General features: G+C 55.4%; 19 protein-coding genes. 11 read left to right on the forward strand and 8 right to left on the reverse strand.

The genetic code is table 11. The annotated features are described in order from the left end of the window. Positions 1 to 110 precede the first annotated feature (110 nt). The 5 genes from dnaA to NITSA_RS00025 all read left to right on the forward strand — a co-directional run bounded on the left by dnaA (position 111) and on the right by NITSA_RS00025 (position 6631). Entirely contained in the window at positions 111 to 1439 is a 1329-nt protein-coding gene (gene dnaA / locus NITSA_RS00005; protein ID WP_013552972.1) for a chromosomal replication initiator protein DnaA, read from the forward strand. Positions 1440 to 1595: 156 nt separating this feature from the next. After that, positions 1596 to 2663: a DNA polymerase III subunit beta gene (dnaN, locus tag NITSA_RS00010; RefSeq protein WP_013552973.1), complete on the forward strand. Its 1068-nt coding sequence runs from the start codon at positions 1596 to 1598 to the stop codon at positions 2661 to 2663. Positions 2664 to 2679: 16 nt separating this feature from the next. After that, positions 2680 to 4311 carry a CTP synthase gene (locus NITSA_RS00015; protein ID WP_013552974.1) on the forward strand — a complete coding sequence of 544 codons (1632 nt, stop codon included), beginning with the start codon at positions 2680 to 2682 and terminating at the stop codon, positions 4309 to 4311. Next, complete coding sequence (recJ, locus tag NITSA_RS00020; RefSeq protein WP_013552975.1) at positions 4311 to 5906, forward strand: single-stranded-DNA-specific exonuclease RecJ; 1596 nt, start codon at positions 4311 to 4313, stop codon at positions 5904 to 5906. Before NITSA_RS00015 ends, recJ begins: the two co-directional genes overlap by 1 nt. Before the next feature lie 113 nt (positions 5907 to 6019). Continuing rightward, positions 6020 to 6631, forward strand: coding sequence for a rhodanese-like domain-containing protein (locus tag NITSA_RS00025; RefSeq protein WP_013552976.1), 612 nt, complete (start codon positions 6020 to 6022; stop codon positions 6629 to 6631). 317 nt (positions 6632 to 6948) lie between these two features. On the opposite strand, the gene NITSA_RS00030 is transcribed toward NITSA_RS00025, so the two are convergent. The 3 genes from NITSA_RS00030 to folE form a co-directional block, all read right to left on the reverse strand. Then, complete coding sequence (locus NITSA_RS00030) at positions 6949 to 7911, reverse strand: NifU family protein (RefSeq protein ID WP_013552977.1); 963 nt, start codon at positions 7909 to 7911, stop codon at positions 6949 to 6951. Continuing rightward, positions 7908 to 9086: a cysteine desulfurase family protein gene (locus tag NITSA_RS00035; protein ID WP_013552978.1), complete on the reverse strand. Its 1179-nt coding sequence runs from the start codon at positions 9084 to 9086 to the stop codon at positions 7908 to 7910. Before NITSA_RS00035 ends, NITSA_RS00030 begins: the two co-directional genes overlap by 4 nt. A gap of 449 nt (positions 9087 to 9535) precedes the next feature. Then, complete coding sequence (gene folE / locus NITSA_RS00040; protein WP_013552979.1) at positions 9536 to 10117, reverse strand: GTP cyclohydrolase I FolE; 582 nt, start codon at positions 10115 to 10117, stop codon at positions 9536 to 9538. Positions 10118 to 10229: 112 nt separating this feature from the next. Here folE and tig point away from each other — a divergent pair, with 112 nt between their 5' ends. From tig to NITSA_RS11010, 5 genes are all read left to right on the forward strand, one after another. Further along, the gene (gene tig / locus NITSA_RS00045; RefSeq protein WP_013552980.1) at positions 10230 to 11531 is read left to right on the forward strand and encodes a trigger factor; all 1302 of its coding nucleotides are present in this window, start codon (positions 10230 to 10232) and stop codon (positions 11529 to 11531) included. Positions 11532 to 11618: 87 nt separating this feature from the next. Continuing rightward, on the forward strand, positions 11619 to 12209 hold the full coding sequence (gene clpP, locus NITSA_RS00050; protein WP_013552981.1) for an ATP-dependent Clp endopeptidase proteolytic subunit ClpP: 591 nt from the start codon (positions 11619 to 11621) through the stop codon (positions 12207 to 12209). Between the two features lie 6 nt (positions 12210 to 12215). Further along, positions 12216 to 12749 (forward strand): peptide deformylase, encoded by a 534-nt coding sequence (def, locus tag NITSA_RS00055; protein WP_013552982.1) that lies wholly within the window; start codon positions 12216 to 12218, stop codon positions 12747 to 12749. A gap of 108 nt (positions 12750 to 12857) precedes the next feature. Further along, complete coding sequence (locus NITSA_RS00060) at positions 12858 to 14420, forward strand: YifB family Mg chelatase-like AAA ATPase (RefSeq protein ID WP_013552983.1); 1563 nt, start codon at positions 12858 to 12860, stop codon at positions 14418 to 14420. A 139-nt stretch (positions 14421 to 14559) separates the two neighbouring features. Further along, the gene (locus NITSA_RS11010) at positions 14560 to 15480 is read left to right on the forward strand and encodes an IS256 family transposase, variant Zn-binding type (RefSeq protein ID WP_083799708.1); all 921 of its coding nucleotides are present in this window, start codon (positions 14560 to 14562) and stop codon (positions 15478 to 15480) included. A gap of 128 nt (positions 15481 to 15608) precedes the next feature. Here NITSA_RS11010 and NITSA_RS00070 read toward each other — a convergent pair whose 3' ends face one another. Further along, on the reverse strand, positions 15609 to 16670 hold the full coding sequence (locus tag NITSA_RS00070) for a YeiH family protein (protein ID WP_013552985.1): 1062 nt from the start codon (positions 16668 to 16670) through the stop codon (positions 15609 to 15611). Positions 16671 to 16782: 112 nt separating this feature from the next. Between NITSA_RS00070 and NITSA_RS00075 the strand changes: the two genes are divergently transcribed. Further along, positions 16783 to 17691, forward strand: coding sequence for a LysR family transcriptional regulator (locus NITSA_RS00075; RefSeq protein ID WP_013552986.1), 909 nt, complete (start codon positions 16783 to 16785; stop codon positions 17689 to 17691). A 115-nt stretch (positions 17692 to 17806) separates the two neighbouring features. Here the strand turns inward: NITSA_RS00075 and mobA are convergent, their stop codons facing one another. From mobA to NITSA_RS00095, 4 genes are all read right to left on the reverse strand, one after another. Continuing rightward, on the reverse strand, positions 17807 to 18394 hold the full coding sequence (mobA, locus tag NITSA_RS00080; RefSeq protein WP_013552987.1) for a molybdenum cofactor guanylyltransferase MobA: 588 nt from the start codon (positions 18392 to 18394) through the stop codon (positions 17807 to 17809). Further along, positions 18378 to 19628, reverse strand: a complete 1251-nt coding sequence (locus NITSA_RS00085; RefSeq protein ID WP_342626805.1) for an MFS transporter — start codon at positions 19626 to 19628, stop codon at positions 18378 to 18380. The genes mobA and NITSA_RS00085 overlap by 17 nt, the downstream gene beginning before the upstream one ends. After that, the gene (locus tag NITSA_RS00090) at positions 19526 to 20038 is read right to left on the reverse strand and encodes an RDD family protein (protein ID WP_013552989.1); all 513 of its coding nucleotides are present in this window, start codon (positions 20036 to 20038) and stop codon (positions 19526 to 19528) included. The genes NITSA_RS00085 and NITSA_RS00090 overlap by 103 nt, the downstream gene beginning before the upstream one ends. A 102-nt stretch (positions 20039 to 20140) precedes the next feature. After that, positions 20141 to 20629 (reverse strand): hypothetical protein, encoded by a 489-nt coding sequence (locus NITSA_RS00095; RefSeq protein ID WP_013552990.1) that lies wholly within the window; start codon positions 20627 to 20629, stop codon positions 20141 to 20143. Positions 20630 to 20687 lie beyond the last annotated feature (58 nt).

The following is a 20687-nucleotide window of genomic DNA, read 5'->3' on the forward strand; positions in this document are numbered from 1 at the left end:
TTTAACCCATCTTGGGTAGAATCGCCTCAGTTATTCACATATTCACATCTGAACATTGTCAACTATTCACTATTCTACACACCCCGTGTCCCAAGGAGAAAAAGCCCTCTATGAATCTCGGTGAAAAGATCATCCAAAAACTCCGCAAGGAAATCCCTCCCGAAGAGTATGAACGCTATCTGCGCCATCTCCATTACGATGACGAGGCTTCCCGCGTCGACCGTGTAGTCTTCCGGGCTCCCAATATCTTCGCCGCCCGCTGGATCCGCAGCAACTACCTCAATACCCTGGCCCACCTCTTCGAGATCGAAAGCGGCATCCGCCCCGAAATCGAGATCCAGGTAGGAGGCACAAGCCGGGCCCCCAAAGCCACCCCCAGGAAATCCCCGGAGAACAAAAGCACCGCAACCGCCCTGCTCAACCCCTCTTTCACCTTCGAGAGCTTCATCGTCGGCAGTTCCAACCAATTCGCCTATACCACGGCACTGAGCGTGGCGGAAAAACCCGGGAAACTCTACAACCCCCTCTTTATCTACGGAGGGGTCGGCCTGGGTAAGACCCACTTGCTCCAAGCCATCGGCAACTACCGGCTCCAACAGGGCGATCAGGTCATCTACACGACTCTCGAGCACTTTCTCAACAAGTTCCTCTCCCACCTCCAATCCCAGACGATGGAGAAATTCCGGGAACACTACCGCAACTGCGACCTGCTCCTGATCGACGACATCCAATTCCTCAGCCGCAAAGAGAAGACCCAGGACGAGCTCTTCCATACCTTCAACGAACTGCACAACGCCGGCAAACAGATCGTCATGACCTCCGACCGCCCCCCGAAAAAGATCGCTTTTCTCGAAGAGCGGCTGCGCACCCGCTTCGAATGGGGGCTCCAGGCGGACATCCAGCCCCCCGAGCTGGAGACCAAGATCGCCATCATCCAAAAGAAGTGCGAACTCGACGGAATCCGCCTGGATCAGGAGATCATCCATTACATCGCCACCCATATGGGAGACAATATCCGGGAGATCGAAGGGACCCTCATCCGCCTCAACGCTATGAGCGCCATGCTCAACCAGCCCATCACCCTGGAGTTCGCCCGCAACGCCATCAAAGACCAGCTCAAAGAGAAGCAGGAGAACATCAGCATCGACGATATCGTCAAGATCGTCTCCAAAGAGCTCAATGTCAAACCTTCCGATATCCGCTCCAAAAAACGGAACAAAAACGTCGTCAATGCACGACGCATCGTTATCTACCTCGCCCGGAACCTCACCCCCAACTCCATGCCGCAGATCGCCCTCTATTTCGGGATGAAAGACCACTCCGCCGTCAGCCACGCATTACGCAAGATCAACGAGATCGCCGAGAGTGATGAAAACTTCAAAGTCCTCCTCGACGAGCTCTCCCATAAGGTCGGAACCGTCACAAAGAAAATTGAATAAAAAAAAGATATAATTTTTCACGTGAAGAGATCGGAATAAGTCCCGAAAAAAAGAGGGAAGCGGAGATCCCGAAAAATGGGTTCCTGCTAAGGTTATTCACCTTTTCATCCCTTTAGACTGCTACTACGACTCTATTCAAATATAAAAGGGGAGCGCATGAAAATCAGGGCTCAAAAACAGGTCATCGAATCGATCCTCATCAATCTCCAACCCTTTCTGGAGAAGAAAGACGCCAGCCAGATCACTTCCCATGTCTATTTTGAAACCGGGCCGGACCGGTGTATCGTCCGGGGAACCGACAATGAGATCGGACTGCAGATCGTCACCCGGGAATTCGAAGTCGACCATCCCGGTTCCTTTACCGCCAACGGGAAAAAGCTTCTCGATATCATCCGCATTCTCCGTGACGATGAGATCATTCTCGAACTTCTCGACAATGCGCTGATGATCAAACAGCAGCATTCCAAATTCAAACTCCCCATTTTCGATGCCGAAGCTTTCCCCTCCTTTCCCGAGATCGACGGCAAACCCAAAATCTCTCTCGATTCGATGAATCTCATCCGAAATCTCAAAAAAATCACCCCCGCTATCGATACCAACAACCCCAAATATGAGCTCAACGGGGCCCTGATCAATATCAAAAACGACAAAACCGACCTGGTGGGGACCGATACCCGTCGGCTGGCCGTTGCCACCATCCCCAACAACTCGGAAGAGGAGTTGGCTCTGATCCTCCCCAAAAAAGCGATTTTGGAGATCCAGAAACTCTTCCTCGACCAGATTGAAATCCATTACGACGAAACGACCCTGATCATCACCAACGACGACTATTTCTTTTTCACCCGACTCATCAACGGTAAGTTCCCCGACTATGAGCGGATCATTCCCCGGAGCCTCAAATATCAGATCGAACTTCCCAAAAAAGAGATGCTCGAAGCGATCCGTCTGGTGACCACCATCGCCAACGATATCAAGATCACTTTCCTCAGTGACGCCATTCTCTTCAATGCCCTCTCCGACGACAACGTCGAAGCCAAAACCGAGATCGAACTCAATACCGGAATCCCCGATCGCTTCGAAATCTCTCTCAACAGCCGATATCTTCTCGATTTTCTCGCCCAGGTGGATCATGACCGATTCACCATCGGAATGAACGATTCGACCCTCCCCTTCATGGTCCGGGATGAGAATTTCATTACGATCATCATGCCTATTATTGCCTAAGCGAAGGAAAAGATTTATGCCCCAACAAGAGACGAAATATATTTTCATTACCGGAGGTGTGCTCAGCTCCCTGGGTAAAGGGATTACCGCGGCCAGTATCGGAACCCTCCTCAAAGCTTCTGGGCTCCGTGTCGGTGTGCTCAAACTCGACCCCTACATCAACGTCGACCCCGGGACCATGTCCCCTCTGGAGCACGGAGAAGTCTTCGTCACGAAAGACGGTGCCGAGACCGACCTGGACCTGGGACACTACGAGCGCTTCCTCGATACCTCCCTGACCCGGGCCAACAACTTCACCACCGGGCAGATTTACAAGTCGGTCATCGAAAAAGAGCGCAAAGGGGAGTATCTGGGCAAGACGATCCAGGTGGTTCCCCACATCGTCGACGAGATCAAAGACGGTATCCGCCGCGCCGGTGAAGGGAAAGACATCCTCATCGTGGAGCTGGGCGGTACCACCGGAGATATCGAAGGGCTCCCTTTCCTCGAGACTTTCCGCCAGATGAAGCATGAATTGGGCCGCAGCAATGTGATGAATATTCATGTGACCCTCCTGCCCTATATCAAAGCGGCGGGTGAGCTCAAGACCAAACCGACCCAACACTCCGTCCAGGAGCTGCGGCGGATCGGGATTGCCCCCCATATGCTGATTTTGCGTGCCGAACAGCCTGTCCCCACGGACCTGAAGAAAAAGATCGCCTACAGCTGCGATGTCGATCTCGACAGTGTTATCGAAGCGATTGATGCCCCGACTATCTATCAGGTTCCCATCAATTTCCTGCGGCAGGACATCCTCACCCCCATTGCCGAGCAGCTGAAGCTGGGTGAGCTGACTCCCCGGATGGATGAGTGGAACTCCCTGGTGCAGCATATCCTCAACCCTTCCGACGAGGTGCGGATTGCCTTTGTAGGGAAATATCTCGATCTCAAAGAGTCTTACAAGTCCCTCACCGAAGCCTTGATCCATGCCGGGGCCCATCTCGACAGCCGGGTAAAAATCGACTGGGTCGACAGTGAAAAGATCGAAGAGGAAGGGGCCGAGAAATACCTGGAGAATGCCGACGGAATCCTCGTCGCCGGAGGGTTTGGCCAGCGGGGTGTCGAAGGGAAGATCGAAGCGATCCGCTACGCCAGAGAGCAGAAGATCCCCTTCCTGGGGATCTGCCTGGGGATGCAGTTGAGTATGATCGAATATGCCCGCAATGTGCTGGGCCTGGAAGATGCCAACTCCCTGGAGTTCGACGAGAGCACCAAACATCCCATCGTCTACCTCATCGATGAATTCATCGATGCCAGCGGTACCCGCCAGGTACGCACGACCACCTCGCCTCTCGGGGGGACGATGCGCCTGGGAGAGTACCGCTGTGACGTCAAGTCCGGCTCCAAGCTGGAGGAGGCCTATGGCAACAGTACCATCTATGAACGCCACCGCCATCGCTACGAAGCCAACCCCCTCTATCGGGAGCAGCTGGAAAAGGCCGGGATGGAAGTCACCGGTGAATCCCAGGGATTGATCGAAGCGGTCGAAGTGCGGGAGCACCCCTGGTTCCTCGGTGTCCAGTTCCACCCCGAGTTCACCTCCAGACTTCAGCATCCCAACCCCGCCATCCTCGCCTTTGTTGAGGCAGCTTCCAAGCAGCGGAGCTGATGGATTTCCCCTACCCCCGCCTCCATTCCCTTGCCCAGATCGAAGCGCTGCTGAGAGAGCGTTTCGACGATACGTTCCTTTCGCTAAAAGATCTTCCGGACCCCTATGCTTTCAAAGATATGGAGCGGGCGGTAGAGCGGATCGCCGAGGCGATCGAAAAGGGTGAAAAGATCGTCCTCGTAGGCGATTACGATGTGGACGGGGTGAGCTCTACGGCGATTATGCGGCGTTTCTTCGAGGCGTTGGGAGTTCCCCTGGAGTGGGTCATCCCCAACCGTTTTCGGGACGGCTACGGGCTCTCGCCCACCCTCTTTCCCCGCCTGGAGCATGCCGATCTGATTCTCACCGTCGATAACGGGATCGCCGCGAATGAAGCGGCGAAGCTCTGCAAAGAGGCGGGGATCGATCTGATCATTACCGACCACCACATCGTTCCCGACACCCCGCCGCAAGCCTACGCCATTGTCGATCAGAAGCAGTCCGATTGCGGCTTCCCTCATCGGGAAGTCTGCGGGGCGCAGATCGCCTGGTACCTCTGTGCGGCCCTCAACCGCCGGCTGGGGGCGGGCATCGATATGAAAGCGCTTTTGGAGTTGACGGCCCTGGCGATCATCGCCGACATTATGCCTCTGCAGCATATCAACCGGGCGATGGTCCATCAGGGGTTGCGCCTCCTGGAGCGGAGCCACAGCCCCTTTATCGTCGCCTGGAGGGAACGCAACGGCAAGGAGCGTTTGAGGGCTGAGGATATCGCTTTCGGTCTGGCACCGCTGATCAACAGCGCGGGCCGGATGGAGGATGCCTCCATTGCCTGTGATTTTCTCTGCGCCCCGACATCGCAGGAGGCTCATAAACTTTTGGAGCGCCTTCAGGGCTTCAACGAACGGCGCAAAGGGATGGAAGAGAATATCTTTCAGGAGGCGCAGGCTCAGATCGATCCGGAGGCTCCCCTGGCCATCGCTATAGGCGAAGAGTGGCACGAGGGGGTGTTGGGGATCGTCGCCGCGCGGATTGCCCGTCGCTTTGAAGTTCCGGCGCTGGTGCTCACCCGTTCCGGCGCCTCCTACAAAGGGAGCGGACGGAGTTTCGGCTCCTGCCATCTCTATGAACTTCTGGCGACCCAGCGATCTTTGATGGAGAAGTTCGGAGGGCACGCGGCCGCGGTCGGGCTTTCGGTGAGTGAAGAGAAGCTCGGGCATTGGAAGCAGCGTTTGCAGGAAGAGGCGCTGAGCCGATGTCCCAGGGAATCCTTCGCCGATCCGGAGATCCTGGGGGAGATCGGATTCGATCTGCTCGGCTGGGAACTCTACCGGCTCCTGGAGCGTTTCGAACCCTATGGAGAGGGGAACCCCCGGCCCAAATTCATTACGCGTGGGGTTTCGGTCGAATCGCTGAGGGTCCTGGGCAGTGAAGGGCAGCACTTCAAAGTCCTCTTGAGTGACGGAACCTTTCGTCAGGAGGCGATCCAGTTCCGGTGCTCCGCTCTCCCCGAGACCGGCGATCGGATCGATCTGGTCTATACCCTCAACGAAAACCGTTTCAACGGGCGCAGTACTCTGCAGCTATTGATCGACAAATTTCGCAACGTTACCTGAGGATTAGCTCCCGCTTCACTCATTGGGAGCCGGAAAGAAGTATTAAAATATTTAATAATCTTTTAATATCTTATATGATAATATTCAATTCCATAAATTAAAAAGGAGTCGTAATGACAAAAAAATTGATCTCATTCCTGATGGCCCTCGGTTTTGCCGGCTTGATGGTGACAGCAGCCAATGCAGCGGAAGAGCCTGCCAAAAAAGCCAAGCAGACCCCCCAGAAGCTCTACCTGACCCCCAAAGAGGCCTATGACATGATCCAGAAGGATCCCAAGCATGTCCTCTTTGTTGATGTCCGCACGCCTGCGGAGCTGGTCTTCGTCGGTTATGCCAAGGGGATCGACAAAAACATTCCCTTCAAATATATCGACTACTCCAAGTTCGTGACGACCAAGAAGGGCAAGAAGAAGTTCGCCAGCTGGAAAAACCCCAACCTGGTCGCCGAGTTTGATGAGCAGCTCAAGGCCAAAGGACTGACACGCAATGATCCCGTTATCGTCATCTGCCGCTCCGGTGACCGCAGCGGTATGACGGCAAGCAAGCTCTACAAAGCCGGCTTCAAAAAAGCCTATACGGTCGTCACCGGTGTCGAGGGTGATATGAGCAAGACCAAGCCCCATCGCCGCAATGTCAACGGATGGAAGAATGCTGGTCTGCCCTGGACCTACAAATTCAACGCCGATCTCTTCTATCCCAAGCCCACTCCCCCTGCCGGGAAGTAAGGCCCATTCCAAGCGGCCCTATCGGGCCATCTTGGAAGATTTTGGATTATGGATTTTTGATTTTGGATTGAAAAAATCCGATAAATAACACAATTTTCTAACTCTCTCCTGTTCCTTCAACACTTTTATCATTTCTTATCATATCTTTCTTGAGTTCTTACAAAGATCAATGTTGAAGTTATTGGTTATTGGGCATGTTGAGCGTTGAGTACTGAGAGCTGAGCGTTGAGAGAGTATACTATGTGCAGAGTGCTACGAATCTTTCCAATTCAAAATCCAAAATCCATCATCCAAAATCCTCTTTCCTCTCTTCCCGCTTAGAGGGGAAGGACGCGGATGTTGGGGTCGAGCTTCTGCTTGAGGATCCCTTCAATGGCGAAGAGGGTGCCGGTGCTCGCACTTGCGCAGCCGCTGCAGGCTCCCAGATAGCGGATGTAGAGATCGGTGTGTTCTCCGTTCTCCTTCACATCCAGGATCTCCATATCGCCTCCGTCCATCACCAGCATCGCCCGGATATGCTCATCGATCACGGCATTGATGGCGGCTTTCTTCTCTTCGATGCTCATCTCTTTGAAGGGTTTGTCGGGCAGGGCGTTGCCGGAGGCCTTTTTCTCCTCTTCCATCTTTTGGCGGAGTTCTTTGAGCAGATCGACAAGGTAGAGGCTTCGGTCGCTCATCCCCCTACCCGGGGCGATGCAGCTTTTGCAGAAGGCCCCGGCACGGGTGTAGTCGGTGATCGCATCGACACTCTCGAGATCGAAATCCCGGATTGCCTTTTCGATCTGAGCCTGGGTGACGCCGGCACATTCACAGACGATGGGAGAATCTTCAGGCGTTTCGCCTTTGGCGGCGGCTACCGCCGAAGCGAGTGAGTCGAGGACAAAGAGGATCTCGTACTGCTTCTCGGGAGGCAGGGCCGGATTGGAGGGATGGTCTCTTAGGAAATACTCCAGAGACTTGTAATTGATCTTCGCTACCTCGTCGAGGCTTTTGTTCCGGCAGAGCAGAGCCGCCATATCGGCGGAGGCTCTCAATTCGGGGGAGCCGAAGATTTCATAGCGGGCGGCGATGATCCGCTCTTCGCCGTCGAGTACCCAATACCAGCGCAGCTGCATTCCGGTTTCGACACGGCCGAAGGTATGGGTAAAGAGCCGTCCTTGGAGTTTGGCGGCATCCTCTTCGCTGAGCCGGCCGTTGTTTTTTGGTTTTTCGGCGAGCATCTCGATCTTGAAGGGGTAGGATTCCCAGTGGCTCTTGGCCAAGACTTCCTGCTTGCTCATTTCTGCTCCTCAGTAGGGTTTAGGGTGGAAAATCCGCGCAGATACTCCAGCGACTTTTTGACGGTCTCGATGGTGTGCTCGATCTCCTCTTCAGTAGTGTTGCGGTTGAGGGCGAAGCCCACGGTGGAGTGGCGCAGCGCCGGATCGAGGCCCAGAGCGTCGGTCAGGGCCCGCTCTTTCCAGTCGCCGAAGGGGTGGACCGTCGCCGAGTAGGCGGCGACCTTCTCCCGGTTGAGCTCGTAGAGCATCGCTTCGCTCTCGACCCCTTTGAAAGCCGCCAGCACCGTATTCGGGGTGCGCAGGGCCCAGGGGACGAGGATCTCCACGCCGGGCAGGGCGCGCAGGGCCTCTTCGAGCTTGTCTCGCAGGTCCCGCATATCCTCCACCTCAAAGCCCAGGGCATCGGAAGCGATCTCCATCGCCTTGCCCATGCCGATAATGCCGGGGATGTTCCAGGGGCCGCTGCGGTAGCGCTCGGCTTTCATCCGCCCTCCGGGGATGATGGGCTGGAGCTCGACTCCCTCTTTGAGGAAGAGGCCGCCCACCCCGGCGGGGGCGTGGAGGGTCTCGGAGGAGAAGCTCAAAAAGTCGGGTTCGATCCGCTCCCAATCGACGGGGATGCGCCCCAGGGCCTGGGTGGCGTCGGTATGGAAAGGAACATCGTATTTCCGGCAGATCTCGGCGATCTCCTCCACGGGGTTGATGGCGCCGCTTTCGGCATCGACCATGCTTACGCTCACCAGGGCGGTGCGGGGGGTGATGTAATCAGTCAGCGTTTCAGGATCGATAACGCCGTCGCTGTTGACCGGCAGATAGTTGACCCGGCATCCCTGCTCTTCGAAAAAGCGGGCCAGTTCTAAGGTAGGCAGGGGTTCGCGTTCGGAGAGGATAATGTTGTTCTTGCGCCCGGTGAGGATGAAGCGCAAAAAGGTGCTCATAAAGACGGTGCTGTTGGCTTCTGCGGCGCCGGAAGTAAAGACCAGGGTCGCTTTGTCGGGGGCGTGGACTCCGGCGTAGCACTTCTCTACCGCTTCGTTGTAGGCTTTGCGGGTAGATGCGCCGAAATCGTGCAGCGCCGCCAGATCGCCGTAGGGCTGATCCAAAAATGGTTCCATCACCGCCTTGACCAGGGGGTCGACGGGGGTGAGGCGGTTGTTGTCGAGATAGACGTTCATAGGCTCGGGCCTCCTTAATGCTGAGTCATATTGTCAGGTTTCGACAATTATAGCAGAAAGAGAGACTTTCTTCTGAGATGGAAGATTGAAAATGGAAGATGGAGAATGAGTAACCGAGTAACCGATGTTATGTCATTGGTCATTAGTCATTTGTCATTGGGAGAAATTAAAGGGTATTGATCGGCAAGAGTGCTGGAGCAGCGACTTTAGTCGCTGAAATTAGCCTATGATCTTTAGAGCTATGCGACTAAAGTCGCTGCTCCTGTACCAATGATATTACTTTTGCATAACATCAGTGAGTAACCGAATAAGTGAGAAGTCGGCAACTGTCAAAAAATCGTAACACTTAGCACGTAGCACTTAACACGATCTCAGCTGGCCCAATGACCAATGGCTAATGACTAGTGACCAATTTTTCAACGCTCAGCGCTCAGCGCTCAACGCTCCCCTCAGAAATTCGAAGGGACGTTGGCGTTGATGAGGTCGTAGAATTCGTTGCGGGTACGGATGTCTTTTTTGAAGAGGCCTCTGAGGGCGGAGGTGACGGTGGTGGAGTTGATCTTTTCGACGCCGCGCATCTCCATACACATATGGCGGGCGTGGATGACCACGGCGACCCCTTTGGGGTGGATGGTGTCGCTGATGGCGTCGGCGATCTGCTCAGTCAGCTGCTCCTGGATCTGCAAGCGCCGGGCGAAGAGGTTGACCACTCTGGGGATCTTGGAGAGGCCGACGACTTTGCCGTCGGGGATGTAGGCGACGTGGGCCCGGCCGATGATGGGGAGCATATGGTGCTCACACAGGGAGTAGAATTCGATATCCCGTACCAGGACCATCTCGTCGTTGCTGCTGGTGAAGAGGGCCTTTTTCAAAATCTCTTCGGGGTCTTTGTGGTATCCCTCGGTGAGGAATTCCAGAGCCTTTGCCACCCGGTGGGGGGTTTTGAGCAGCCCCTCACGATCGGGATCTTCACCCAGGTTCTCCAGAATGGTCCGAACGGCCGCTTCGATCTTCTTGCTCTTGTCACTCATCTTTTCTGCCTCGGGAGTGTGGAATTTGGAGCGATTGTAGCACAGATGAGGCTTTTAGCTACTTTTTGGTAAAATCGTTGCCATTTATTATTACCGACAAAGGACCAATTCCGTGGAAATCAAAACCGAAAAGATCAATAACGCCAACGTGCTCATCAAGGGGGAGATCCCTACCAGCGAAGTGGAAGCCAAAGTGGACAAACTGGCCAAGGAGGCCGGCAAGCAGATGAAAGTGGACGGCTTCCGCAAGGGGAAGGTCCCCGCGCACATCGTCAAAAAGATGTACGGCGAGAAGCTGCAGGAGGATGCCGAGGGTGAAGCGATCCGTGATATGCTCAACCAGGCTTATGCCGAGGCGGGGATCGAGCCTGCCGAGATTATCGGGCAGCCCATCTTCAAAAAATACGAGAAGGGTGACGAGAAGATCGAGGCGGAGATTCAGATCTGCCTCCGTCCCCAGGTGGATGTGGAAGGGTATGAGAAGCTCGTTCCCTCCTATGAAGTCCCCGAAGTGAGCGAAGAGGAGATCGAAGAGCGCCTCAAGACTCTGGCCGAGCAGGTGGCTCCGCTGGTCAGCCTGGAAGAGGACCGCCCCCTGCAGGAGGGTGACACCGCCGTCTTCGACTTCACCGGCTATCTTGACGGAGAGCCTTTCGAGGGGGGAAGCGCCCAGGATTTCGAACTGCAGATCGGTTCGGGACAGTTCATCCCCGGCTTCGAAGAGCAGATGATCGGGATGAAAAAGGGCGAGACCAAGCGCATCAAGGTTACTTTCCCCGAGGATTACCAGGCGCCCAACCTGGCGGGCAAAGAGACCGAGTTCGAAATCACCCTCAAAGACATCAAGGTGAAAGCCGAGCCCAAGATCGACGACGAGCTGGCCAAAGCGATCACCAAAAAAGAGGATGCGACTCTCGAGAGCCTCAAAGAGCAGCTGGCTGAGCAGATCCGCACCGAGAAGCTCAACAAGCTCTACAACGAAGAGCTCAAGCCCAAGCTGCTTGATGCGCTGGTAGAGGCGTTCGAATTCGATCTGCCCGAGAACATCGTAGAGCAGGAGATCGACAACCTGGCCAACCAGAAGGCCCAGAGCCTCTCCAAAGAGGAGCTCGAAGCGATCCAGGGCAATGCCGAAAAGATCGAAGAGCTGCGCGAGTCGGTCCGTGACGACGCGACCCGCAGTGTCAAAGCGACCTTCATCGTCGATGCCCTGGCCAAGAAAGAGAATGTGGATGTGAGCGATCAGGAAGTCAGCCAGGTGCTCTACTACGAAGCGCTGATGGCGGGCCAGGATCCCGAAGCCCTTCTGAAGTATTATCAGAAGAACAACCTCATCCCCGCCATCAAGATGGGGATGATCGAAGACAAGCTCTTCGGCAAGCTGCTCGACCTTGACAACGCCGGAAAGAAATAGTATTCTCACTCCAATCGCCGTTGCTGTCTTCGCGGGCGACGGCCTCTTTCTCAAATCGTTCAATCTTCCTGAATCAAAGGTATTTCTATGAGCTATATCCCCTATGTCATCGAACAGACCGGCCGCGGTGAACGCAGCTACGACATCTATTCCCGGCTCCTCAAAGACCGGATCATTATGCTCAGCGGCGAAGTCAACGACGCCGTGGCTTCGAGCATCGTAGCCCAGCTGCTCTTTCTCGAAGCCCAGGATCCCGACAAAGACATCTACTTTTACATCAACTCCCCTGGCGGAGTGATCACCAGCGGCTTTTCCATCTACGATACGATGAACTACATCAAGCCCGATGTCAGCACCATCTGCATCGGCCAGGCGGCGAGTATGGGGGCCTTTTTGCTGGCGTGCGGAGCCGAAGGCAAGCGCTACGCCCTGCCCAGCTCCCGCATTATGATCCATCAGCCCCTCGGCGGTGCCCAGGGCCAGGCGACCGATATCGCCATCCAGGCCAAAGAGATCCTGCGGATGAAGACCTATCTCAACAAGATCCTGGCCGAGAAGACCGGCAAGAGCGTCAAAAAGATCGAAAAAGATACCGAGCGGGACTACTTTATGAGCGCTGAAGAGGCTCAGGAGTATGGCCTCATCGATAAGGTTTTGACAAAAAGTTTTGTGGAGTAATCGAGTATGATTCGTGACATCGTCGTCTATCCCGACAAACGGCTCAAAGAGATCTCCCAGCCCGTGGAGCGTTTCGACGAGGAGCTTCATACCCTGCTGGACGATATGTACGAAACGATGATCGCCAAAAACGGGGTGGGCCTCGCCGCTATCCAGGTGGCTGTGCCCGTGCGGGCTTTGATCATCAATGTCCCCGTGGACACCGATTCGGAGGACCCCAGGGTCCAGCAGCCCAAAGAGAATACCCTGGAGGTGATCAACCCGGTGATTTTGGATGCCGAAGGGAAGACCCGCTATCAGGAGGGGTGCCTCTCGGTCCCGGGCTATTTCGAAGAGGTGGAGCGCTACAAGGCGGTGCGCATCGAGTATCAGGACCGCTACGGAGAAAAACACATCCTCGAAGATGACGACTTCCTCGCTATCGCTGTGCAGCACGAGATGGATCATCTCGAAGGCAGGCTCTTTATCGAGAAACTCTCCCTCCTCAAACGCAAAAAGTTCGAAAAAGAGTGGAAAAAACGCCTACGTGGGAAAAAATAGCCCGTTTGGGCCTCTTCTTTTTCTTATAGAAAATCTTTCACTCTGCCATTTCTCAGTGCATCCTGATCAAATCTGTGGATAATAACGCAATACCAACGAGGAAGAAGTATGAGTGAGAACCCCGTTCAAACGGAAGAGCTGATCGAAGAGCGTGTCGCCATCAATACCATCGCCAGTGCGACCCTCGAGGGAGTGACGGCGCGTCCCATTACCGTGGAAGCCACCTTCACCAAGGGTTTACCAGGCTTCAGCGTGGTCGGCCTTGCCGGAAACGATATTCAGGAGGCCAGGGAACGGGTCAAGGCGGCGCTCATCACCAATGGCTTCGTCTTCCCCCCGCTCAAGATAACCGTAAATCTTGCTCCGAGCGACTACCGCAAGTCCGGTACTCATTTTGATCTACCTATCGCTCTGCTGATCGCCCTCAACAAAGAGTCGATCGACCAGGAGGATCTCTATGTCTTCGGGGAACTTGGCCTCGACGGCCGGGTCAAAAGCAGCTCGCAGCTTTTCCCATTGATCCTTTCCCTTCGTCAGCAGGGGGTGATCAGGCGGGCGGTTGTCCCCAGGGAGGCGATGGCGTATCTCTCCCATATCCCCGGGATCGAGTATTGGCCGGTGGAGACCCTCCAGGAGGCGATCGGCCTGATGAAAGGTACCGGGATGGAGGGGGAGAAGCCCGAGAGTGCCTATGAAGGGGAATCGCTCCAAATTGGGGGGAAGAGCTACTACTATCTGCGGGAGTACCCCGAGGATTTTTCCGAAGTCAAAGGGCAGGAGGTGGCCAAGCGGGCGGCGTTGGTCGCGGCGGCGGGGATGCACAACTTCCTGATGGAGGGGAGCCCCGGCTGCGGCAAGAGTATGATCGCCAAGCGTCTGCGTCATATCCTGCCTCCGGTGAGTGAAGAGGAGATCCTGGCCATCGCCAAGCATCAATTCCTCGACGGACAGATCCCCGACTTCCAACCCAGGCGTCCCTACCGGGCCCCCCATCATACGGCGACGTCGGCTTCCATCTTCGGGGGAGGAAGCAATACGGCAAAGATCGGGGAAGTGGCTCTCGCCCACCACGGGCAGCTCTTTTTCGATGAATTGCCCCACTTTTCCAAAAATGTATTGGAGGCATTGCGAGAGCCTTTGCAGGATCGCCGGGTCCATATCGCCCGGGTCCACAGCAAAGTCAGCTATGAAGCCGATTTTATGTTCGTGGCAGCGATGAATCCCTGCCCCTGCGGCAATCTCCTGGCCCAGAGTCGGGTTTGCCGATGCAGCGAAGCGGAGATCAAACGCTACCGCAACCGCCTCTCGGATCCCTTCCTCGATCGGATCGATTTGTTTGTGACGATGCAGGAGGTGGAAGCCGGCGATAGAGGGAGTGTCGATTCGGCGACGATGCACCGCCAGGTGATCGAAGCTTTTCTCCGGCAGAAGGAGCGGGGGCAGGAGCGGCTCAACGGCAAACTCAACGAGGCGGAGGTGGAGCGCTACTGTGTCCTGGATGAGGAGGCGCAGAAAGTCCTGGAGCAGGCCATCACACGCTTCGCCCTCTCCCAACGTTCCATCGTCAGCCTCAAAAAGGTGGCTCGGACCCTTGCCGACCTGGTGGGGTTTGAAATGATCGGCCGCAAAGAGCTTCTGGAGGCTTTGAGTTATCGGAGGAGGAGGAAGTAGTCGCACGTCGCAAGTACGGGGCTTTGCCCCTCAAGTCGGAGCTAAAGCGGTTTTTCGGGTTGCTAAAAATCCTTTAAACCTTCGGTAATATGGTGCCTAAAAAGGACTTTTTTACAGATGGCTTGTAAAAAAGTGCCCTATCTGTGGTTCAAAAGCGACGAAAAAGAATGGTAAAAGAGCAGGAATTCAGCGCTATTTTTGCCAAAGTTGCCGGCAGAGCTTCTCTTCTCGTAGACGTCCCTCCCGCCTCAGAAAACGACTCTTTACTGCCTACTTCTATGAGCACCAAACCCTCAAAGCCTTATCCCGGACCTATCATAAGGATCGGGAGTGGATTCAACGTCAGATTCATAGCTATGAACCGCCAAAGACTTCACCACATCCCAGACCGGTCACTTTGGTTATCGATGCGACATTCTTCGGAAAACGGGGAGAGGGCTTTGGTGTTCTTGTAGCTAAAGATATCCTGAGTGGCCAACTGGTAGCGTATCGTTTCATTCAGACTGAGACGCTCAATGAATATGCGATGCTTCGGCAAAGCCTTCTGGATCAGGGCTTTATCATCCAGGCCGTCACCGTCGATGGCCGACGGGGATTGTTTGGGCTCTTTGCCGACCTTCCGGTTCAAATGTGCCATTTCCATCAACAAGCCATTCTCACTCGTTATCTGACGCGCAGACCTACCTATCAAGCCTCTAGGGATCTCAAGCGTATCGCTTCCTATCTTGGACAGACAACCCCCTGCCGTTTCCGCTATATGCTGGAAGCCTGGCTCCAACGGCACAAAGATTTCTATGAAGAGAAAACCCCTGACGATTCTCCACGTGGATGGCATTACACCCATGATCGACCCCGCTCGGCCTATCGAAGTCTTGAACGCAATCTTCCTTATCTCTTCACGCATAAAACCCATCCTCATCTTGGCATAGCCAATACAACCAATACTTTGGATGGTGGACTCTTCTCTCCTATGAAAGCTTTATTGAAAATCCATCGGGGTATTGGAGACTCTATGAAGAAGAAACTCATCACTGATTTCCTAGAAAAAGCAATGAAATAGCAACCCGAAAACCCGCTTTAAGTCTCAAGTCGCAAGATTTTTTTGTGCTACGTGCTACGTGTTAAGTGTTACGAATTCTTCAATCCAAAATCCAAAATCTATAATCCAAAATCATATTCCATTAAAGATCAAAAAATCGCCGTAACTGCCTTCACTACTACGAATCCCCCGATCACCAGCCAAACATACATCCCCAGGGCCGTATAAAGCGGAGCCAGGCCCAGGCCCTTGAATTTGGCGAAGCGGGTCCCCATTCCCAGCGCCGTCATCGCCATCGTCAGCAAAAAGGTGTCGACACTGTTGATCCAGCCGACGATCGCTACGGGCAGGAGCTGCAGGGAGTTGAAGGCGGCCATGCCCAGGAAGTAGACGGCGAACCAGGGGATGACCAGCTTGACTACGGCACCTTTTTCACCGCTTTTGGCCGATTTGCGGGAGAGGTAGAGCCCCAGGAGGATCAGCATCGGGGCGATGAGCAGCACCCGGGTCATTTTGACGATGACGGCGTTGTTGGCCATCTCCGTCCCGGGGCCGTTGATCCCCGCGGCGGCAACCACCTGGGCCACTTCGTGGACCGTGCCCCCCACATAGATGCCGTATTGGGAGGGGCTCAGGTGTAAAAAGCCTTGGGCGTGCTGAAAGAGTGCGGTATAGAACAGCGGATAGAGAAACATCGAGATGGTCCCGAAGAGGACCACCATCGAAACGGCGATGGCGGCTTTGTACTCCTCGGCTTTGAGGACCGGTTCGGTGGCCAGTACCGCCGCCGCCCCGCAGACCGAGGCGCCGCTGGCGGTGAGCATCGAAGTGTCCCGGTCCAGTCCGAAGCGCTTCATCCCCAGCCAGCTTCCCAGGATGAAGGTGCTCGTGAGCATAATCAGCGAAACCAGAAAGCCCTCCACCCCCACGTCAGTGATCTGCTGGAAGGTGATGCGAAAGCCGTAGAAGACGATGGCGAAGCGCAGAATCTTCTTGGCAGAGAAGGTGATGCCGCTCTCCCAGGCGGGGGGAAAACGGTTGTGCAGGGTGTTGGCATAGAAGATCCCGATGACGATCCCGACTACCAGGGGAGAGAGCCCCAGGGCTTTGACAGGGGCGAGGCCGGCGATCCAGGTGGCCGAGGCGGCTACCAGGGCGACGAAGATGATGCCGCTAAGAGTTCCTTTCCTTTTTTCGGGAGAGAAGGGCATGAAATATCCTTAAGTAATTTTGATGAAATTTTCGAAAGTATAATATTTTTCTGATATTATTAAAAATAAAAATAAGTGTTGATCTCCTTCAGCACGATGAAAGAGAATCCCAATGAAAATGACCCTGAGACAGATCGAAATTTTCCTCAATGTAGTGGAACTGGGCCACTTGACCAATGTGGCCAAACAGATGGGGCTGAGCCAGTCCGCGGTCTCGATGTCCATCAAAGAGTTGGAGAACATCATTGGCCGTCCCCTCTTCGACCGGCTCAACAAAAAGCTGATCCTCAACGAGGTTGGGCGCAATTTCCATCAAGCCGTCGAACCCCTCTATCGGAAGATGGAGGATATCGAGTATGAGTTCCAGAACACCGAGGACAAAGGGACCGTCCGGGTCGGGGCCAGCACGACTATTGTCGATTACCTCATCCCGCCCATCGCCTGCCGCTATATGGGGCAGTATCCCGAAGTGCGGGTCCAGCTCAAGGAGGGAAATACCCAGCAGATCGCCGAAATGGTCAAGCAGGGGGAGTTGGATATGGGCTTCGTGGAGGGGGAAGTGAGCGACCCCGACCTGATCCGGGAAGTGATCGGCGAGGATGAGCTGATCGTCGTCACCGCCAACAAAGAGATCGCCGGCCGGGAGTGGTTCATCGACGAGCTGGCCGAGGAGCGCTGGGTGCTCAGAGAAGAAGGGAGCGGCACCCGGGCGGTCTTCCTCGACTACATCAAAGAGAAGGTGCCGCGGCTCAATATCTTTATGGAGCTGGGCCACACCGAATCGATCAAGAGCCTTTTACAGAGCGGCAAAGCCCTCACCTGCGTTTCGGCCCTGGCGGTGAGCGAAGAGATCAAGGAAGGAACCCTCTATAGGGTTCCCATCAAGAATTTCGACTGCCGCCGCCACTTTTACGCCATTTACCACAAAGACAAATACCGAAGCGATCTTTTCAACAAATTCCTCGATTTCTCCAAGGAGATGATCGGTGATTCTATGGAGTGCCGGAGCTGTGGGGAGTGAGGGTTGAGCGTTGAGTGTTGAGAGCTGAGAGATTGTGTTACGTGTTACGAATTTTTTATAATTGTCGACTCCTCATCTATTCGGTTACTCGGTTACTCATTACTCGGTTGCTCGGTTACTCATTCTCATCTTCCATCAGCGCAAGAGCGCGTTTGTAGTCTTCGGGCCGGTTGAGATTCAAAAAGGGCTCTTCACTTTCAAAAGGCACTTCAATGACCCCTTCCGAGGCCAAAAGCTCCTGAAGTTTATGGTTCTGTGCGGCCAGATGGGCTTCGATGCGGGGCAGCAGGGCGGTGGTGTAGATCCCGCAGAGGGGTTCAACGCCCCTCGGGCTGCGGGGGATGACGGCTTCGGCTTTTGGATGGCGGTTGTATTGCGCTTTGAGGGTTTCGATCACCCGTTCATCGACAAAAGGCAGGTCTACGCCCAGGATGAAGGCCGCTTCGGCGGGGATCCGGCTCAGCAGGCTCCGCAGAGCCACCAGGGGGGAGTGGACGGACCCCCTGTCTTCGATGATCGGGGCTTGGAAGGGGAATTTGTCCTCTTTGCTGCTCAGCCAAACCCTGGGGAAAAGAGCCTGAAGCCGGCGATACTGATACTCCGCCAAAGTGGAACACTCTCCGAAGGGGAGCAGCGCTTTGTCCTCCCCCATCCGGCTGCTGCGGCCGCCGGCGAGGATCACGGCATCATCGGGCAGGGGCATTGTGTTCCTTTCGTCGGCGGTGGATCCGGATCGCTCCCCAGGCGGCCAGGGCTACCAGGGCTTCGAAGAGGAAGAGCTGGTCGGGGTCCCACTCGTAGATCCATCCGGCCAAAACCGCTCCTATTGAGCCCCCCAGCCCGAAGGTCATCCCCAAAAAGAACTGCTGGGCCAGCTTCTTCTGGGTGTAGAGCTCGAAGACGTAGGCGATGGCGGCGGTGTAGTAGAGGGCGAAGTTAAACGCGTGCAGTGACTGGGCAGCGAAGGCGGCGGCCAGGGAGTCGGGCCAGAGCCAGAGGATCATCCAGCGCAGCACGGTGGTGGCGACGGCAAATTCGATGAGGCTCAGCAGCTCCCGGTTTTTGAGCAGGGGCCCCTGCCAGAAGAGCATAGCGATCTCACAGAGCACCCCGAAGCTCCAGAGCCAGCTGGTCATCTCCAGGGAGATCCCGTGGGCAGTCTCGTAGATGGTGAAAAAGTTATAAAAGCCCCCGAAGCTCACCTGCAGGAGAAAAGCGCTGAGCCAAAAGGCCCAGTAGCGCCGCAGGGAGAAGGAGGCGGCATTTCCGGGATGAGAGGTTCCCGCTTTATGTTCGCTCCGGTCGTAGCGGGCCAGGAGCCAGCCGGTGAGCAGAGTCGCCAGGGCCAGAACGGCCAGGTAGACGAGGCTCTGCAGCGGCGTTTCCAGCACCCGGCCCAGCCAGAGGGCGATGGCCATAAAGCCTATCGAACCCCAGAGCCGTACTCGGCCGTAGCGCTCTTTGCTGATGATCTGCAGGGCGATGGTGTCGACATAGGGTAGGACGATCCCCATTGCGGCACCGTAGAGGAGGTTGGCCAGGAAAAAGGCGGTGAAACTGTGGAGGGTGGCGAAAAAGAGGAGTGCCGAGAGGAAGGCAAGGATCAGCGCTCCGAGATAGTGGAGGCGCTCGACGCTCCCGAGGCGCCGAAAGAGGAAGGGGAGGAGGAAGCGCATCAGGGGTGACGCGGCGAAGATCATCCCTACCTGGGAAGCGCTGTAGCCGCTTTGGACCAGCATCTTGGGCAGGAAGATTACATAGACTCCCAGCAGGGCGAAATAGGCCAGATAGAAGAGCCCTAGGAGCCAGCCGGCCCGTTTGCGATCGGAGAGGGTCAATGCGCAGACCTCGGGGGGACGGGATCGTGGATCAGGCAGGTACCGCTGAGGATCTCGTGGAGGGTGCGGTGGTCTTTGCGGAAAAACTGCAAGATCCAGGTAAAGAGGAAAAAGTCCCAGACCGCCAGGAGCTGCCGCAGGAGTGCGACGGCGAAGGAGGGATTTTCGCCGCTGTGGCAGAGAACGACCCGCAACTCATAGGCCCGCATCCCGGGGGTCCGGCCGCTTCGGGCGATAAAGAGGGCGCTGATGAAGATATAGGGGACCAGGATCAGAATCCAGCCCAGGAGTTTGTGCTGGGCGAAGCCCTCCCGCCCCCCGAAGACGAGGTAGAAAACCAAATACATCAGGGGCATCAGGATCATAAAGCTGTCGGTGATAAAGGCTTTGAAACGCTCTCGGAGGGTTGCCGGTCGATGGGCAGATTCTTCCGTACCCTTGCGCTTTTTCTTCTCGGCGGGGGCTTGGATCCGTCCCTGTTTCACATCACGAAATCGCTGTTTGGCCATAAAATTCCTTTGTGTTAGTCATTGGTCATCGGGAGTAATTTGAGGTCATCATCCGCTCCCTCGGTTACTCATTACTCGGTTGCTCGGTTATTCATTATTATATTATCCGCCCCAGCCGTGCATTTTTCGGGCGGAGACGATGCAGCGCTGCGGGCTGAGCTCGATGAGGCTTCCGGCGACATAGTTGGCCGCTTCCAGCGCCTCCTGCCATCCGGGAGCCTCTGCCGGGGAGCAGAAAAGATAGAAGCTCCCGGCATTGACCAGGCCGGTGTAAACCTTCCTGGCGAAGGCTATGGGCTCTTCGGGGGGAATGGCGGTGATGAAAGCGTGGTTGTAGAGACGGCCCTGGAGGTTGTAGCGGGGCTGATCTACGCGGTAGGGGCGGAGACGGATCTCCGGTGCTTCGGGAGCCCTTTGTGCCAGATCCCCCAGAGCGTAGAGTTGGATCGAGTGCCCTTCTTGCCGGCAAAAGTCGAGCAGTTCCTCTTCCGGAGCGCCCCACTTCTCGGCGAAGAGGAGGAATTGCATCTGGGGATAGGGCTGCAGGGACTCCAGCAGGCGGCGGAAGGTTTCGATCTCGTCAGAAGCCATCGATTCACTCCGGGATGAGGAAATTTACAGGAGATAGTATAATCTTTTCCCATTAATC

Origin of the sequence: Nitratifractor salsuginis DSM 16511, from assembly GCF_000186245.1 — a bacterium.
Taxonomy (GTDB): Bacteria; Campylobacterota; Campylobacteria; order Campylobacterales; family Sulfurovaceae; genus Nitratifractor; species Nitratifractor salsuginis.

Coding starts and splice junctions, on each gene's coding strand:
- dnaA (WP_013552972.1), top strand. CDS start 111: ATGAATCTCGGTGAAAAGATCATCCAAAAACTCCGCAAGGAAATCCCT.
- recJ (WP_013552975.1), top strand. CDS start 4,311: ATGGATTTCCCCTACCCCCGCCTCCATTCCCTTGCCCAGATCGAAGCG.
- NITSA_RS00025 (WP_013552976.1), top strand. CDS start 6,020: ATGACAAAAAAATTGATCTCATTCCTGATGGCCCTCGGTTTTGCCGGC.
- NITSA_RS00070 (WP_013552985.1), bottom strand. CDS start 16,670: ATGCCCTTCTCTCCCGAAAAAAGGAAAGGAACTCTTAGCGGCATCATC.
- NITSA_RS00015 (WP_013552974.1), top strand. CDS start 2,680: ATGCCCCAACAAGAGACGAAATATATTTTCATTACCGGAGGTGTGCTC.
- def (WP_013552982.1), top strand. CDS start 12,216: ATGATTCGTGACATCGTCGTCTATCCCGACAAACGGCTCAAAGAGATC.
- mobA (WP_013552987.1), bottom strand. CDS start 18,394: ATGCCCCTGCCCGATGATGCCGTGATCCTCGCCGGCGGCCGCAGCAGC.
- NITSA_RS00075 (WP_013552986.1), top strand. CDS start 16,783: ATGAAAATGACCCTGAGACAGATCGAAATTTTCCTCAATGTAGTGGAA.
- NITSA_RS00035 (WP_013552978.1), bottom strand. CDS start 9,086: ATGAACGTCTATCTCGACAACAACCGCCTCACCCCCGTCGACCCCCTG.
- NITSA_RS00030 (WP_013552977.1), bottom strand. CDS start 7,911: ATGAGCAAGCAGGAAGTCTTGGCCAAGAGCCACTGGGAATCCTACCCC.
- NITSA_RS00090 (WP_013552989.1), bottom strand. CDS start 20,038: ATGGCCAAACAGCGATTTCGTGATGTGAAACAGGGACGGATCCAAGCC.
- clpP (WP_013552981.1), top strand. CDS start 11,619: ATGAGCTATATCCCCTATGTCATCGAACAGACCGGCCGCGGTGAACGC.
- NITSA_RS00095 (WP_013552990.1), bottom strand. CDS start 20,629: ATGGCTTCTGACGAGATCGAAACCTTCCGCCGCCTGCTGGAGTCCCTG.
- folE (WP_013552979.1), bottom strand. CDS start 10,117: ATGAGTGACAAGAGCAAGAAGATCGAAGCGGCCGTTCGGACCATTCTG.
- dnaN (WP_013552973.1), top strand. CDS start 1,596: ATGAAAATCAGGGCTCAAAAACAGGTCATCGAATCGATCCTCATCAAT.
- NITSA_RS00060 (WP_013552983.1), top strand. CDS start 12,858: ATGAGTGAGAACCCCGTTCAAACGGAAGAGCTGATCGAAGAGCGTGTC.